Below are 17958 nucleotides of genomic sequence, written 5' to 3'. Positions count from 1 at the left end.
CTGGACTGTCCAGCATGGTAAAATGCTACGTCTCCATCTTGCAACGAAAACGTATGATGATACGCATCGATCATCTGATCTTGGAATCCTTCCATTTGCCACTGATTCCTCTTCTTTGCATTCATTTGTGGAGCATGGATGTATTGCAAATGCGGATGCTTCAGATCACCTTGCTGAATCGACTCGATATTGAAGTTCACGACTACATATCCTTGCCGTAGCCAAATCGGAGACTTCTCATCCAATCCCCCATGCTTGCGTGCGTATTCGGCTATGTCTGTTCCTCGCTCTACCATGTAGGTTTCAGCCGGCAAGCTGTACTCGCCATACCATGTCTGTATCGAAGCATTCGCTCGTTCTACAGTGGCAGATGCATTCGTCGGTATCCCCGTTTTCGGACCGATCAGCGTTCGTAGCTGTTCGGGAAGCAGCAACTGCGCAAAATTCCCTACCGATGTTTTTTGTTGAGTGACGTTATTGATATAATTGGTTTCAAACTTCTGTTGGGTAACGCCTGCCAGCTGTTCTGGAGTGTAATACGTCTTGTATTTCCAATCTGCTGTGTCCAACATTTCCTGTTCGGGAACATTGCGCAATCGTTCGTTTAGAATGCTATATCGCTTCTCCTGATCTTGGGCAGACCCTATCTTTATAAAGGTTTGCTTAGCATCCCGATAGTACAGATCGACCGGAACAGTAGCAGATCCATCTTTTTTGTAGTATCGAAAGTCTGTTGTTATTCGTATTCCATCTAGATTACTAAACATATTCCCTTTGGTTTTCAAATCAAACTTGAAATGATACCCCAATTTGATCGCTGCATTTTTGAAGCCCTGCTGCGGATGACTCCCTGCATGAATCGGTAGCATAAACGGCTGCTCATTTCCACGCGGCTGACCATCGATTCCATTCTCCCCTACCCAATAACTCAGCCCAGTTGGTTGACTGCTACCTTTTTGGGTTCGAAATACAGTTTCCCAGTTGTAGTCCGCAATGTCGGTCAGATGAAAATCATACAGTCGTCCGATCACTTCCACATCAATCGTATCGGTAGCGACGTGATTCGCTAACTGGGTGTTGGCATCTTGCTGCGTCGTAAAGTTAGTGGGGGCATTCTCCGCAATATTCCGGTAATAGACCGTATAATCCCCTTCGTCTACCCACACTGGTAATTGAAATGTAGTATCCAATTGCTTGACCGGAATATCGATCCACGTATCTTTGGCGATAAACTTGGTTCGATCCTCATTGTATACATCGAAGGGAAAGCGTACCTGCTTGGTGCGGAAGTATTTGGCATAATCCCGATCCCCATAGCCGGGGTAACTGGATCCATTCAAATGTTGTCCCTCTGTTGGGATGCGTACCGTAAAGGGTCGTTCCAAAATCAAGGCAGCTCGCTGGGTATTCGGTTCCGTTTTCTGATTATGTGCCTGATCATCCGTAATCTCGCTGTAGTTGACCACAGGGGTATGCACAGTGACAGTATTGATGTTATGGATCGGGTACCGCATATCCCCAACACCATTCACCTGATTGTCCTGCAGCTTAAAATAAATCGTGCCCGTTGCTGGCGTGTTCGCTTTGTTGACAAGCGTTTTGGAAATGGTCAGGTTCGCTTTATACAAAGTCATTTCCTTGGTTTCTTTGAACGGTCGGATGAGCGGTGCATCTGGAATTTCGTTTGGCGCCTCTCCTTCGTTCTTCACCCAATCTCCATTCATGACCTCTGTCTTTTTTCCGGAGAAGGTGAACGTGAATTTGTCATTTCGCACGTCCGGATCATCTGTATGACTTTGAGCCATGCTGGTTAGCTTCCCCTTGTCATTAGGAACACTTGGCCGACTACTTCCACCTTGTACTGTTGGTGGACTATACGAAAACTTGGCCGTGTTTGCAGGCTTCACATGATATTTAACATCCGTATCATGAGCAAGCTCCGTAGATGGTGGAGTTTGCATTGGTGTTAAAATAACGCTGCCCCCTGGTAGTGCGTAGTTCTGCATCGTCGCGCCACTGATCTGCAGCACCTCTAATCGGTTAATTTGCCAGTACGAATACGGCAATGTAAAGCCAAAGTTATAGTTCTTCGTTTCAGACGCTGTACGCACCTTATCGGGTTTTCCCTTACGTTTCTCGTACCAGCGTAGATTGTACCTGACATTCATTTCACACTCGTATTTGATGTTACCTTGCATCTGATCAAAAGTATGATTGAACAGATAGCTATAGTCCCAGGCATTAGCATATAAGTTCTCGCTTGTCGGAATGCCTTTTGTTGCATCAAAGTGTCGATCGTTGCTGAGATCATCTGCAAGAATATGTCCAGAAGCAACCGAGTTCATAAACGTCTTCTCTTTAGTGCTTGCAACAGAAGGCGGCTCAATCGTCCACTTGCAAACGCCCATTTGCGGTGGTGCTTCGTCCGATTCATACACCCCTATGATGGCTGCTCCGCCTGCAGGAGTTGTAGTGTTTCTAGCTAGGAGCGAGCTGGAGCCTTTCTCCTGCACAAATCGCTGGTTGTCTGGATCTGAATTGTACGCTATGTACGATTTAATGATCGTAAATGTAGTCCCTTCCACATCGATCGTTTCTGGAAAAGTATAGCTGGCTGCTTCGCCAGTTTTTTTATTTCCCAGATCGACTGGATCTTGAAGTTCAGCCCCATCACTGCTAAAGAATTTTGCCTTCACTGGATTGCCTTCGTCGTACACGCCTATCAGGTGCGTACCACCGGCAAAAGTAGTAAAGTTCCGTTTGCTCAGCTGCGGATTTGTCTCAGGATCGCCCTCTTGCACAAACTTCGTCTTACTCTCGTCTAATGTCGACTGGATGTAAGATTTATTCAGCGTATACGTTACACCCTGGTATTCAAACGTGGGCGGCAACGTATGGGAGACCGTTTCACCGGTCTTCCATAATCCATCCGGATGCTGATCATCCGTAATAGCATCGGCAGCAAGCTTCGTACCATCGACCGTTTTTAGGATGAAGTCGACTGGATCAGCTCCACCCTCCCATGTGACGGGTAAGTCATAGTATTGCCGGAATCCATTCGGGTCTGCCCACGACTCTGCAGATCGGATTGACCTAAGATCTGTATAGTCTGTAGGATCTTCTGAGGATCCATGCATAACATGGAATATTGCACTCAGGTAAATCGTGTCGCCATTCTTAATATCTAACGAGTCAGCTTCTTTGAGAGCATTAAGCACGGTTTGTGCATCTACTTCAAATAATGTTTTCACTTCACTGCTTCCATAAGGGATTTCATCAACTTGCCTATTTCTGACAGTTCCGAACTTCCCTTGCTGCGGTCTACAATCAGCATTACTATCTGTAGAAGTACATCTTGCCTCTTTGGTAATAGTGAAACCTACCGTTTTATAGCGTGTACTGGTTGTAGCTTTGGTAGAAATAGTATAAAATTCTATTTTCCCCTTCTGAATATGGACGGAATTATTAGCATCTGCAGCCGCATAATCAACAGAGAGAGAAGTAAATCCCAGGATCAATACGGTGAAGAACAGTATAGTTATGCTGTATTGTCTAATGATCCTCATCCCCTGTATTTAAAATTCGTCATACAATTATTTCACTTCCCAAGCTGGCGAATTCAAAAACAAACTCGTTAATGCATCGATTTTTAATAAAGTGCCATTGAATGCATTAGTAGAAATTGTGATATCAGTATATCCTTCATAACGATGCCCTTTTTTAAACTTCGTCGCTTGATTTCCATCTGAGAACAGTGGATCATAGATCAAATCCTTCATTGAATCGTAATTCACAAATTCCACTGTATAATGACCTCGGATGCTATAACCGTCGAACGAATTATAAGTAATCATCGATGGTTCTGCAGATAGATCGCCTTCCAAAATAATATGGTTCTTCTTCACCCATGCCACATAATTACTCAAGTCAGTTTTTAGCATTACATTTGAAGTGTTCATGTGGCTATAAACCTGATCCACCCAATTGTTACTGATTGTACGGTAATCTACGTTAAAGATAAGCTTGTAATACTCATCCGCATTGTTAGCCCAGCGCTTCGGATAAATGCCATTTTGAAATAGCTTGTCTGTAGCATAGAGCTGTTTTGCAGTTGTTGTCGTGCTTCTTGGAATCTTGCGACCGGTCATCTCATACATCGTGTTAGGAATATCTTTCAGAATGTATGGGTAAGCCGAAGCATTACTCGGTAGATTCGTTGTCCGGATCGCACGGCCTTGATCATCTACAACGCCAACATCTTTACCGGTACTGATTCGAACCGTAGACTCTGCTGCATTCCAATTGACATTCGCTCCAAGCACTTCGCTGACAAAGCGCAACGGTACAAGTACCGTGCTATTTTTCTGCATGCTCTTTGCACCCACATCTTGTAGCGTTCCATTTACACTCGCGCTGGACGAACCGACCTTGAGCGTAATGCTCTTGCCGTCTTTTAAAATGCCAACCGTTTTAGTTGAGTTATCCCAATTAACTTTCGCCCCCAGGTTTTCACTGACAAAGCGGATCGGCACCATGGTTGAACCGTCATTCACGAAAGGAAGGGTATCCGTGTATGGTGCAGTCACGCCATCCATAATGATCGATACTGGCGTAGATGCGCTGGCAACCGACGCAATCGATGTAGCAATAATTATGCTACTAGCTAAAGCTGTGAAATATTTTTTCGTAGTATTCATGAAATATCACTCCTAGTTATCAATTTTGATTTAGCAATCATAAGTTTTTGTACTATTTTATTTATTAATTGTTATTAAAAAAGCATGTCGTTTTGAGTGTTTTACTCTCTCCATGGATTAGAAAGCAGGACCATTGAATCTTTTGAAGCGTACTCATACAGCACGTAGTCAATGTCTGTTACATCAATGGGTTTTTTATCTTTGATTTTAAAAATAAGTTCGTCAGTAAAGGAAACTAAATTAAAATAATGATTAACTGAATTATCAGAGCTTTTTTCCTTCAACTTGTCTCGCTCTGTCCGCTTTCTGAAGTCTTGATTTTTAGTTAACAGATCCACTCCAATGTTCTTACTATCAGTACGCAACTTCAAATAGTTTTCACCGTTTATCTCTATAGGTTCTATATCATAAAGAATTATTCCATTCATCTTTATTGGCAAATCATTTAATTTAGGCATTAAGACGTTTATATATGGTTTATTACTGATGTTATTCAAAAAAGTACTATCACTTCTTTGATCAAAATACTTTTTAACGAACGAAATTGGTTTTGTATTCAAATTCAATTCTTCTAAAGTTGGTACTTCCCTACTACCAATCCAGACCCATTTCCCCACCTGATCCCAGTTTACTGGTTGACCCAGGCCCTCACTCACTAGACGTAATGGCACGAACGTCCGGCTCTGCTTCAGAATGATTTTGCTATCATACTGTTTGCTTTGACCATCAACAACCGCAGTCGCAGATCCAACCGTCATCACCACGCTATGATCATCCGTTTTCAATGTAACGGTCTGTTTACCAGCAACATTGCTCCAGCCCACTTTTGCACCCAACTTCTCAGATACAAACCGGATCGGCACCATAACCGCACTGTTCTCATCCTGAAATGGCTTTGCATCTGGAAAGCTCATTTTCCGCGCATTCAGCAAGACTTCCACACTCGATGTCGCTGCGCTTGCTACCGGAGCTACAGTCCCAATAACACCAGTAAGAATCAAACTCGCCAGTGTTGTCATTGCCAGTTGTTTCATATTCATTAAAATCATCCCCTTCCATTATTCTCTATTTTTAAATCTAATCTCTTTCTTCGTATGTTTATAGTTTCATTTCCCATCTACTTACTTCTGCCTATTCACACATTCTTTTGGAAAATACCCTGCTGCAGTCAATAATAAGACTTACTCAATTTCACCTTAGTAAGTATAGTATGTTACTATCAATCGAGCGTAGACCAAATGAAATATAATCTTATATAAATGATTTATTTTTTTCTGATATTTATCGAGTGATTAATCATGTTCTTCCCAAACGATAAATCATTCGCTGCAAATAAACTTGCATTGAGAATGACTCCATCCATGAATCGTTCACAGTCAATGTCGACAAAGAAACATCGGCATATCTTTCATAACGTCTTTTTAAAGTTATTCTTCATAAAAACCACGCCTGTTATTTTATTTGCCGATTGTCTCATAACGTCTGCTTACTCATCTTGTGTCCAATTTTTCTATTGCTAATGAGGCGCCTGTGCACCAAAATCATCTTTGCTGGACTGTCCAGCATGGTAAAATGCTACGTCTCCATCTTGCAACGAAAACGTATGATGATACGCATCGATCATCTGATCTTGGAATCCTTCCATTTGCCACTGATTCCTCTTCTTTGCATTCATTTGTGGAGCATGGATGTATTGCAAATGCGGATGCTTCAGATCACCTTGCTGAATCGACTCGATATTGAAGTTCACGACTACATATCCTTGCCGTAGCCAAATCGGAGACTTCTCATCCAATCCCCCATGCTTGCGTGCGTATTCGGCTATGTCTGTTCCTCGCTCTACCATGTAGGTTTCAGCCGGCAAGCTGTACTCGCCATACCATGTCTGTATCGAAGCATTCGCTCGTTCTACAGTGGCAGATGCATTCGTCGGTATCCCCGTTTTCGGACCGATCAGCGTTCGTAGCTGTTCGGGAAGCAGCAACTGCGCAAAATTCCCTACCGATGTTTTTTGTTGAGTGACGTTATTGATATAATTGGTTTCAAACTTCTGTTGGGTAACGCCTGCCAGCTGTTCTGGAGTGTAATACGTCTTGTATTTCCAATCTGCTGTGTCCAACATTTCCTGTTCGGGAACATTGCGCAATCGTTCGTTTAGAATGCTATATCGCTTCTCCTGATCTTGGGCAGACCCTATCTTTATAAAGGTTTGCTTAGCATCCCGATAGTACAGATCGACCGGAACAGTAGCAGATCCATCTTTTTTGTAGTATCGAAAGTCTGTTGTTATTCGTATTCCATCTAGATTACTAAACATATTCCCTTTGGTTTTCAAATCAAACTTGAAATGATACCCCAATTTGATCGCTGCATTTTTGAAGCCCTGCTGCGGATGACTCCCTGCATGAATCGGTAGCATAAACGGCTGCTCATTTCCACGCGGCTGACCATCGATTCCATTCTCCCCTACCCAATAACTCAGCCCAGTTGGTTGACTGCTACCTTTTTGGGTTCGAAATACAGTTTCCCAGTTGTAGTCCGCAATGTCGGTCAGATGAAAATCATACAGTCGTCCGATCACTTCCACATCAATCGTATCGGTAGCGACGTGATTCGCTAACTGGGTGTTGGCATCTTGCTGCGTCGTAAAGTTAGTGGGGGCATTCTCCGCAATATTCCGGTAATAGACCGTATAATCCCCTTCGTCTACCCACACTGGTAATTGAAATGTAGTATCCAATTGCTTGACCGGAATATCGGTCCACGTATCTTTGGCGATAAACTTGGTTCGATCCTCATTGTATACATCGAAGGGAAAGCGTACCTGCTTGGTGCGGAAGTATTTGGCATAATCCCGATCCCCATAGCCGGGGTAACTAGATCCATTCAAATGCTGTCCTTCTGTCGGAATCCGTACGGTAAAGGGTCGTTCCAAAATCAAGGCAGCTCGCTGGGTATTCGGTTCCGTTTTCTGATTATGCGCCTGATCATCCGTAATCTCACTGTAGTTGACTACGGGGGTATGCACAGTGACGGTATTAATGTTATGGATGGGATACCGCATATCCCCGACACCATTCACCTGATTGTCCTGCAGCTTAAAGTAAATCGTGCCCGTTGCTGGTGTATTAGCTTTGTTAACAAGCGTTTTGGAAATGGTCAGATTGGCTTTATACAACGTCATTTCCTTCGTTTCTTTGAACGGTCGGATGAGCGGTGCATCTGGAATTTCGCTTGGCGCTTCTCCTTCGTTTTTCACCCAATCTCCATTCATCACTTCCGTGGTCGTTCCCGAAAATGTAAAGTCTAGTTTGTCGTTACGGACATCCGGATCATCGGTGTTATTTTTTGCCATGTTACGCAGCTTATCTTTATCGTTCGGTGGTGTCGGTTTGCTATGACCTCCTCTAACTGTTGGAGGGCTATAGCTGAACTTGATGGTATTGGCCGGCTTCACATGATCCTTTTCATCATCGCTATGTCTTAGCTTTGTTGATGGCGGTGTTTGCATCGGACTAAGAATGATGCTTCCACCCGGCAGTGCGTAATTCTCCATTGTTGCGCCGCTGATCTGCAGTACTTCCAAGCGGTTAATCTGCCAGTAAGCATACGGCAAGCTAAAATCAAATGTATAATGTTTTGTCTCATCGGTACTACGCGGTCGCCCTTTAGCACTCGTCCACGTCAGATGATATTTCACACTCATGCTACAATTGTATTTCACATTCCCTTCCATATTATCAAACGTATGATTGAATAAGTAGCTGTAATCCCACGCATTCGCGTATAGGTTTTCGCTAGTAGGAATGCCGCGTGTCGCATCGAAGTGGCGATCGTTACTGAGATCGTCTGCTAGGATGTGTCCAGATGCGACAGAACTCATAAATGTTTTCTCTTGCGTATCAGCTACTTCTGGCGGTTCTATCGTCCAAGTGCAAATGCCAGTTGGCGGGGGTTCTTCCGGTTCACACTGCGGATTGTCTGCCTTCGTCTGCCCATCTTGGCACGGCTCTAACGCCTGATAGTACTGGTAAGCGGTATACGTATCAAAGTTGCCTTTGTACGTGAAGGCAGGCGGCTGCCCGTCCTGCATATCGCCGCTGGGCGCGTCGCCGGTGGTGCTTTTCTTGTAGCCTTTGTACTCGTAATCCTCGTCCTTCGGCGGGTCGAATGTGTATTCGGTACCGACTGCCATATCTTCCTGACGTGGCGGGAAGATGTCGTTCAGCGACTTGCCGTCCGTGGTCTTGTAGTAGACCTCCAGCTTGCCCGCCAGCTCGATGTCGAATACCACCGGCGCGTAAATCCGGTAGCCATAGACCCCTTGGTTACAGCGCTCGCCGCAAGTGTACGTAATGTCGTCGGCTAGTTTGCTTTTGGTGTCTAAACGGATATTGATCTTAAACGGGATGGTAGCTGTATCCGTTCCGATCCCGGACGTGGTGAATGAAATATCGCTGTTCGTTGTGCCTTCTGTAGCAAATTCTTTGTATTTGCTCCATTCGTCTGTCCGTGAAGCTGAGAAATACTTGAGATTATCCGCTGTCGGTGTAAACACTTCCGCTTTGATACTTTTGACTTTGCGTCCGGGGAAATTGAAGGCGTATTTTTGTTCTGCCATGCCCTGCATATGTTTTTGCGGCTCAATGCCATTGTCCCAAGATGTGCCTTTCCACATGTCAAAGTACATCATGCCGACAAAGTACCGGTGGTTCGCGTCGGTGGCATTTGGCGCTTCGTTTTTGTAGTAACTGAGTGGCGTAATGGCTGCTGGTTCCTCGGCGGCATATGCCGCCGAGTTCGTCTGGATCAGTGCGATAGGCAATACCAGAAGGAGCGTCAAGATTACGGCAACAAGTAGTTTATGCCGCTGCACCCATTGGGGAAGTCGATTCATCCTATTGCCTCCATGGATTGGACAGCAATACTAGTGAATTTTCCTGTGTATCTGACATCATTACATAGTCCAAATCCTTTGCACGTAGCGGGTTTTTATCTACAATCCCCTGTAAATCAACATCAGCGTGTGACAGTAAATTAAAGTAATAAAACATAGTCTTATCACCATTTTTTGTCATCATTCTAGTAACATCTGAGCGTAACCGAAAATCCTCTTTTTTGGTGAGATACAACAACGGTTGACTGTATCGGTCCGTCCGTACTCGGAAGTATTGTCCCCCGTCAATGTTTACTGGCTGAATGTCGTAAATCGTCACACCGTCGATCTTCACCGGCAGATCTTTTACTTGCAGAATTGCTGCTTCTTTGTATGGCTTATCCGCCGAATTTTTCAAAAAATAGTCATTTGTCTTAAAATATTTCTTCACGGACGCAATCGACTGCTTTTTCAAGTTCAGATCCGTAATCGACGGCACATCCTTACTACCAATCCAGACCCATTTCCCCACCTGATCCCAGTTTACTGGTTGACCCAGGCCCTCACTCACTAGACGTAATGGCACGAACGTCCGGCTCTGCTTCAATATCACCTTGCTATCATACTGTTTGCTTTCCCCATCAATCACAGCAGTCGTCGATCCAACCGTCATCACCACGCTATGATCGTCCGTTTTCAATGTAACGGTCTGTCTACCAGCAACATTGCTCCAGCCTACTTTTGCACCCAGTTTCTCGGATACAAACCGAATCGGTACCATAACCGCACTGTTCTCATCCTGAAACGGCTTCGCATCTGGAAAACTCATTTTCCGTGCATTCAGCAATACCTCTACACTCGATGTCGCTGCGCTTGCTACCGGAGCTATAGTCCCAATAACACTAGTAAGAATCAAACTCGCCAGTGTTGTCATTGCCAGTTGTTTCATATTCATCAAAATCTTCCCCTTTCATCTCTACATTACTATTTATTTCAACTCTATTATCTTGCTTCCTATCCTTATAATTTCGTTTCCCATCTACTTATTTCTGCCCATTCACACATTCTTTTGGAAAATACCCTGCTGCCGCTGCTTCTTTTTTGTTACTAAATATCTCCTGAGGCTCATATGGAAATGTACATGTTGCATTGTACGCATATTTCGTACCTGTATCGGGATCTACAGCTCCAACGACCGATGTTGTTTTGACCAATCTACCGCTGCCTAATGCGTAGTTGTTATACGCCTGGTCTCCCATGGGAATCCCCTGCAAAAAGGCTATAATACCAATATCATCAATCGTATTGGTCCATTCTTCCTGATCAATCGTTGGTAATGTGAATATATAGCTGATTCCATTTCTAGAGGCATACTGATTATGTTTGTTGATAAAATATTGCAAATCTTGTTGAATACTGCTTACAATCACTTCTCGCCGTTTGGCTTCAAACTGATCGGTATGATTCAATAAATCGACAGAGGTTTTCCCTTTTAAATCTACTTGTCTACCCTCGATCCATGTACCAGTAGATCGCTGATACACCTTAACGAATCCATCCAATGAAAAGTTAATCGTATTCCCACTCTGATCCGAATAGGCATATGGCTTTTTGGGGCGCCATGTATGCTTGTACTGCACCTGTCCATCTGAGCCTTTATATTCGGTCATGACATACAGATAATATCCGTCGTAATCTGTAACGACGATAGCCGGTAGATAAGCGTTGAGTGTACCCTGCCCTGTCAGATCATTCACTACACCAAAGTTCAAATATAGCGAACGATAGAACGTATCCAGTGCCAGTTCTTTATTGGCGCGAAAGTATTTCTCCGATCCGTACCCTGCTTCATATTCCTGAGATACGTTAGTATTCAGTTGGGCAGCAGCATCTTGTGTAGCTGCTCTTAATGCTGCATCATATTTATCCTCTTCCCGCTGGACCACCGTCATCGCAGATGTTCTAAAATCGAGGATCAAGTACATAGGCAATACCATCAGTACAATCACAATCGCCCAGTTAATAATCTTCATTAAGTATCATCCCTGAGTACGTCATATAAATATCGCTACTATTATCCGCCGCTTCTCCAATCAAATACGAGCGGATGGTTCGAGCCAGTGTTGGGTTTTTGCTTTTTACTTCTACGGTAATAAAATCTCCAGCACTCATTTTGTATTTGCGACTATCACTATCCGCTGACATAACAGTGGACGGAAACATGACTTTTTCGATTTCTTCTGTATAGTGTCCATCGTAATAATCCTGAAAAGATTGTTGAAAGGTCGTTGGATCTGCCGGATCTGAGTAAATAGGATTGTATTTTTTGTGCAAATGCTCGATTTCTACGGTATATGCATTATTGGTAGATCCCAACTGATCAGTAAAGTCACTGTACATCTTTGGACTAATATATCCTTTGGTTCTGGCAGCATCTACAAATTCGGTCACTGCCTTATGAATAACAATCTGGGTAAGTGTATCCTGTCTTTCGGCTGCCTGATAGGTTGGATATACGAATACTAGCAGTACCGTCATAATGATGCCTAGGACTGCTCCCAGGGGATTAATATTGCTCAGAACGGACACCCCCTTACGTAAAGATAATTTTGGTTATGATCCCATTGCTGTCCCACCGATACTGAACGATGTATGTTTTATGAATATCGATGCTTTGTACATCGGAACTTTCTACTTTATTATTGCGAGGATATAATCTTCCGTTTACTTCGATATCTGCATCAAGCTGTAAAATATTATTAAGACTTTGTTGTACCTGTGCTCCTGTGTAGGTTTCTTGCTTAACTAGCTCATAGGTTTGTGCTATACGGTGATCGCTATTTTCTGTCCATTGACTGACGGTGTACACCATACGATCCTGAATTTGCAAGGATATGAGCAAATAGCTCAAAATGCCAACCATGACAAGAATCGTTATTGCCAATGTGATCGCTTTGCTCGTGTTCTCTTCCATGTTGGTTTCCTTTCATGATCATCTGTATGTAAGGAAGGTGCATTCCCCAGTAAAGGGGAATGCGGTTTACATTATCTTTGTTGGAAAATCAAACCTCGAACGACTCCGTTTTTATCGGTAACTACTTTCGACAAAAAACGTCCTGATGGATTAATATAGCCAGCTTCTGATTGACTTTGTGCATTGGTTAAATCTTCATTCTTTGATGTACTAGTTACTTCACCTGTCGTTGCATCAAAGGCATTTCCGTAAGTGGTTGTAGAGCCTTTCCCTGTCGTTACTGTTACTCCAAATGCATCCTGCTTCATATATTGTCGAACTACGTTAATAATCTGACTGCCCGATACAATGGAATTGTCATAAGCAGAAAATTTGCTTTGTTGCAACGTATTCGTCAAGCCCGACATATCGTCCTGTGCCGTTTTCGTACCAGCTACTGCGATAAAGTAAATCGAAACTGCGATAGTGATCAAACCAATTGTTAAAAAGATGGTAGCCGTCAGTGATAATCCTTTTGAAGCATTCTCTTCCATTTTTTTATCCCCTTAATATTTGAATTTTAATTGATAGATTGCAATTGACTCATCATGTCTGCCATATTCATCATGGATACATATAACATAGGTCCAACTAAGAAAAAGATCAGCAGAAACACGGCAGGTGTCCAGCCACAGGCTTTTCCCCAGAATACCTTTTGATTAATGACACGATTCATACGCTCAATCTTCATTTCACGATGATGCTCCTGCTCACTTTCCAGATCATCAAAAGCGTATAGCAACGGAATTTTCTCTACCGAGCGCTGTAATCGATTAATGATTTTCACAAAAGCTGGGTAAGGCGCATCTTCTTTTAACTGCACAATTGCTTTTTCCGCTCCTTGATCGTAATCATTAAGACATTTGAGCAAGGCTGGCTTGAAAATCAGTGAATAGCGTTCCATCCATTCCAAGATCATCTGAGTATCCATCCGATCAAACTGGATCAAGATGGAGATCAATGTATGAAATTGATCCACTTCGTTTTGCATCTCCATCAAACGCATCCGCTTCTGGAAAAGCAAAATCCAGAACGGTATATAATATCCGATAACTGATAACCCAATTGCCAATAAAAGCTCGTACCATTTAAAATATTCGCTATCCATCATGACTATTTTTTCGGTGATTCGATTCACTGTATTGTTCACTTCGCGACTGCTTGTTTGCTGATTATAGGACTGCTGCACCAGCTCGCGGATGGTATCTCTGGATACTTCACCCCCTCCTTGCGCCTCAGCAATAATCTGATTATCCAAATTTGTCGTCTCCATCGCTTCGGCTTTTTCTTCTGGTGTGGTAGCACCGATCAGACTCGCCTCTGTTACGGTTGGGGTATGACTAATCTGATATACAGCATTCCAATGCAGGAATACCGATAGGGCAATCGTGATAACAAAAACAGCTACACTAACAATCATTCGTTGAACATAGAACCATTCCAGCGTTAACGGTGAATTCGCATCTTTCAACAACCGTTTCATTTGGTGGAAGGCAGTACTACGCTTGTGCGGCATAAGCCGATGCACGATAAAATGCATAAACGGAAGATTGAGTATATATGCTTCCCACCGTTTTCGCTCAATGGGAGCAATATATTTTGCTTCCTCAATCTCGCTAATTTTGCGTACGAGCATGTAGCACACAATGCTGACCGTATACAGCAGTAGCCGAATAATATATCCAGCGCGCCCATCATAAAAGGATTTCATTACAGGAAACATCGATTCTGCCCACGATACAACAAGAAACGAGAGTAAAATAGGAATCAATGCAATGAGAGATAAGTTACTAAGACGGTAGCTAAGCTTATTCCGTCGCATCAAATCGTCTCGAATCTCACGAACCATTTTATGCAGCGATGTCAAATACATTGAACCTTTACTCAGCATCTTATCGCCATACTCCAGCACAAGATGTGATACACCAGCATAAATTTTCAAATAGCGATTAGGTGCAAGAGTATAAAAGGTGTTCAGCTCAGTGTGAACTTCTTTACCAGTCAAAATGCGATGAATACGTTCAATTTGCAAACGTACAGCGTGTGGTGCATTCAATGCTGCCTGATACATCGCTTCATCCACCATTTTGGCATCCTGATATTCGTGTCGGTTATCTTCTAAATAATTCACGAATTGGATTAACAGTCGATCTTCAACTCGTTTAACAAAAATGGAAATTAGGATGTTGTTCAGCAATACAGCCACTGCCATTGCAAATAAGGTGGCTAGTAAGCTTTTGCTGAATATCGCACAGACAAGTACACCTACAAACAAAATACCAAGTGTTCGCAACGTGATTTTCATCGTTTCTTTGCGAAGTGTAGATTCATCGTATTCGCTAACTGTAGCCAGTCGAATTTTGACGCGCTCTACCTGACGACGCAATACCGGGTATTTCAGAAATTGAATATAGGCACGTTGATACAATCGAGCTACTCGTGCATTCTCGGCATGCTTTTGTGTTCTACGGCTGACTACTGTAGCGTTCAAAGCGAGCTTTTTACGTTTACGCCGGTCGAGGAAATAAACAATAGCCGAAACAATTAGCAGAATAACGCATACGATCAATATTCCGCCAACGACTTTTAGGTTAGCCATAATTTACATGCTCCCAGTGTTTTTTAAGAAACTGCCTGAACTCCTGTCCATCCTTTTCTGACATAACAGACAGCATCGATCTTACTTTTTCAGCGGAAGGGGGATGAGCAGCTACATATTCTCCATTTCGGTATTCCACAATATTGTGTGCCTTCCATGGACGCATCGTTTTATGCTTCAACTCTTCCAATTGAACAGCAACAAGTGTCTTCAGCTGATCTTCCACACTATCAGCATTATTGGCAAGCTGCTGGATAGCTCCAATTGTCTCATCGTTATGCTGGATAAATGTACATTCGGTAATGCGTTCGATATATCGTTTACCAGAATGGTCTTTTTCCAAATGGACATCGTACTCTACTACTTTGGCTACCTGTTCTTCAGCTGATCGCTGATCCGTAAAGTATTTTTTGTTAACCAGTGCGTTACGCAAGTAAAAGATCAAATCCTCAAACGTGCGTGGATGCGCGGTAAAAAGTGTAAAGCGACTAGCTACAGTACCCATTTTGACAGCCCATGCCGCAACCTCATCAGTGGCAACCTCGCCTAGAATATTTACTGCACCATCTGTTTTCTTTTGTACATCCAATGCTTCCGAACCGCTTACTGTTTGTGTTTCACGGAATGCTATCGTATTGCGACTTGGGTATAGGCGTCGAAGATTTAATTCAAATGCCAGCTCCTGAATACGCAAATTATGTACCGCAGAAATAAATTTAATGGCTGCCATAGCAAGCGTTGTTTTACCGGTACCTTGTTGACCGGTAAATGCGGTCGTTCGCTCACCCTTCATCAAAAACTTAGTCATATCCCTTGCCAGTTCGGCGTTTACAGCAGATTCATCATTGATCAATTTGGAAAGATCAATATTGGGCGTATCGAACTTACGAACCCAGAAAGCCCAACTTTCGGACATTGGAGGTCGTACAACAACGACACGTGACCCATCCTTCATATCATTGACCATATAGCCATTGCTTTCCGTCAATTGTCCGGGATTATCATACTTATAAATATTTTGGCAAATCCGTTTCAGTTCAGCTTCATCGCCAAAGGTGAGAAAGGATAAATGCACTGACTTACCACGATAGAAAATCCAAATGCTGTTATAGCCATCTTTTTTGGCGGATTTCATACCATGCATCAATTCCATTTCATCTTCGATGACCTGCATGCTTTCTGGAATACCGGATGCGCCTCCGCTTACACCATCGATCGCCATATCGCGGATTTCATCGATAACGCCAAATCCTTTATAGTTCTGATAAATACGTTGCACGATAATATTTAGCTTGTCATCAAACTCAAGTAACTTATGCATATTCTTTTTATAAATGCTTTGTATTTCTTGTGAAGTAATAATAAATGATTCTGCTTGACCGTCTTCAATAATAAATTTGGGACGAGCTAAGTCATAATCTTCAATTAATCTACTTAGTGCTTTAAATCCATACTCTTTTTTATACATATACATCAAAATCTCGAATTGATCCTGATCGGTCAACTTTTCTACATCTTCAAAGGGAATAATCCAATCAATATTCTGATCTGTGATTCCATAATTCATATTCAGTAGATCAAAGATATATTGCTTAATATAAATCTTTTCTTTAATGTCTCCAGTGTTTGCAAACTTTAGTGCACTTTGCAGCTCTGTACGCAAAGCATTACGACGATTGTATTCCTCTTCTGATAAACCTAGATCCAGCAAGTTCGTACTAATAAAGTTATTGATACTGGAAGAAACAAAATACTGAATTTCTTTGAGTTGTAGGTGTTCCATATCAGTATTGCTTTTTTTCTTAGAAACTTCACCAGGCTTTTTAAATAGGGTATAGAGCAACCAAATGATTACGCCAATACCAAGGATCAAAATAATCGCCATATTGAGTATAGCGCTTAAGCTCATTAGGATACTCCTTTCTCAAGACTATCCACATGCTTGACCTGGGTATTAATACCGATCTCTGTCAAAATAGTTTGAACCGCTCGACGTGTTTCTTGAATAAAGAAATAGTTTTCATCATATTTGCCTACATTAATATTTCTGGATACGAACCCTTTTACGTCACCGTCATTGTAATGGTCCTTAAATCCGGCATTATAAGGAATAGTTAATATCTTTTCTTTGTATCCATATTTGTTAGCGATATTTTTGATGCGATACTTGGAGTTCGGATCATACTTTCCGATCATCAGCATATGAGGCTTGTTTTGTAAAAAGACAGGCCATTGTTCACGCTCTTTAAAAAATTTGTTCAGCACATGAATATTCTGATCTACACATACAATAATCATATCTGCATTGTTCATTATGGTATGAATCATAGAGTTGTTAGTACCTGAATGTACATCAATTAGTACAGTGTCATAGTATTCCTTAGCGCGCTGTAGAACGATTTCCATAATATCCTGTGAATTTTCAAATTGAGACAAGCTGGTTTTACTGCTTCCTTGCAGCAGATCCAGCTTATCTGGATCAACAACCAACGTATTATTTTTGATGGACTCACGTTCAAGCTTGCTACTACGAACCGCACGTTCCAACCCATCCATACCTGAGCCTGTCATCATACCATCCTTATTCAGGTACTCCTGATTATGACGACTCATGGATGTACGAAAAGCCCATTCCAGCGTATGATCATTAAATTGCGGCTGAGTAATCAGGGAGCGCAAACGGTAATCCTGTGCAAGAGAAGCTGCAATTGCGGCTATATTGCTCGTAACGCCTAAACCATGCTGCATTCCCCAAAAAGCAACTGAGGCCATA

Annotated in this window: 12 protein-coding genes; all 12 read right to left on the bottom strand. The window is 42.6% G+C overall.

The window, feature by feature from the left end; genetic code table 11:
• A partial coding sequence (locus ABXR35_RS24000; RefSeq protein WP_367064602.1) for a DUF5704 domain-containing protein occupies window positions 1-3251 on the bottom strand: 3251 nt, incomplete at its 3' end.
• Window positions 3252-3593: 342 nt separating this feature from the next.
• On the bottom strand, window positions 3594-4697 hold the full coding sequence (locus tag ABXR35_RS23995) for a copper amine oxidase N-terminal domain-containing protein (RefSeq protein ID WP_367064601.1): 1104 nt from the start codon (window positions 4695-4697) through the stop codon (window positions 3594-3596).
• Between the two features lie 101 nt (window positions 4698-4798).
• Window positions 4799-5737: a copper amine oxidase N-terminal domain-containing protein gene (locus tag ABXR35_RS23990; protein WP_367064600.1), complete on the bottom strand. Its 939-nt coding sequence runs from the start codon at window positions 5735-5737 to the stop codon at window positions 4799-4801.
• 476 nt (window positions 5738-6213) lie between these two features.
• Window positions 6214-9594: a DUF5704 domain-containing protein gene (locus ABXR35_RS23985; protein WP_367064599.1), complete on the bottom strand. Its 3381-nt coding sequence runs from the start codon at window positions 9592-9594 to the stop codon at window positions 6214-6216.
• A gap of 1 nt (window position 9595) precedes the next feature.
• Window positions 9596-10528 (bottom strand): copper amine oxidase N-terminal domain-containing protein, encoded by a 933-nt coding sequence (locus ABXR35_RS23980; protein ID WP_367064598.1) that lies wholly within the window; start codon window positions 10526-10528, stop codon window positions 9596-9598.
• A gap of 88 nt (window positions 10529-10616) precedes the next feature.
• Window positions 10617-11606, bottom strand: coding sequence for a hypothetical protein (locus ABXR35_RS23975; protein ID WP_367064597.1), 990 nt, complete (start codon window positions 11604-11606; stop codon window positions 10617-10619).
• Entirely contained in the window at window positions 11593-12111 is a 519-nt protein-coding gene (locus ABXR35_RS23970) for a hypothetical protein (RefSeq protein ID WP_367064596.1), read from the bottom strand. Before ABXR35_RS23970 ends, ABXR35_RS23975 begins: the two co-directional genes overlap by 14 nt.
• 55 nt (window positions 12112-12166) lie before the next feature.
• Window positions 12167-12547, bottom strand: coding sequence for a hypothetical protein (locus ABXR35_RS23965; protein ID WP_367064595.1), 381 nt, complete (start codon window positions 12545-12547; stop codon window positions 12167-12169).
• 71 nt (window positions 12548-12618) lie between these two features.
• Window positions 12619-13080 carry an ABC transporter permease gene (locus tag ABXR35_RS23960; protein ID WP_367064594.1) on the bottom strand — a complete coding sequence of 154 codons (462 nt, stop codon included), beginning with the start codon at window positions 13078-13080 and terminating at the stop codon, window positions 12619-12621.
• A 26-nt stretch (window positions 13081-13106) separates the two neighbouring features.
• Window positions 13107-15185, bottom strand: coding sequence for a hypothetical protein (locus tag ABXR35_RS23955; protein ID WP_367064593.1), 2079 nt, complete (start codon window positions 15183-15185; stop codon window positions 13107-13109).
• Window positions 15178-17094 (bottom strand): ATPase, T2SS/T4P/T4SS family, encoded by a 1917-nt coding sequence (locus ABXR35_RS23950; protein ID WP_367064592.1) that lies wholly within the window; start codon window positions 17092-17094, stop codon window positions 15178-15180. Before ABXR35_RS23950 ends, ABXR35_RS23955 begins: the two co-directional genes overlap by 8 nt.
• Window positions 17094-17957 (bottom strand): CpaE/TadZ family protein, encoded by an 864-nt coding sequence (locus ABXR35_RS23945; protein ID WP_367064591.1) that lies wholly within the window; start codon window positions 17955-17957, stop codon window positions 17094-17096. The genes ABXR35_RS23950 and ABXR35_RS23945 overlap by 1 nt, the downstream gene beginning before the upstream one ends.
• Window position 17958 lies beyond the last annotated feature (1 nt).

Source organism: Paenibacillus sp. JQZ6Y-1 (assembly GCF_040719145.1).
In the GTDB taxonomy this organism is placed as follows: Bacteria; Bacillota; Bacilli; order Paenibacillales; family Paenibacillaceae; genus Saccharibacillus; species Saccharibacillus kandeliae.
This window is presented reverse-complemented; position numbering and strand designations above follow the sequence as displayed.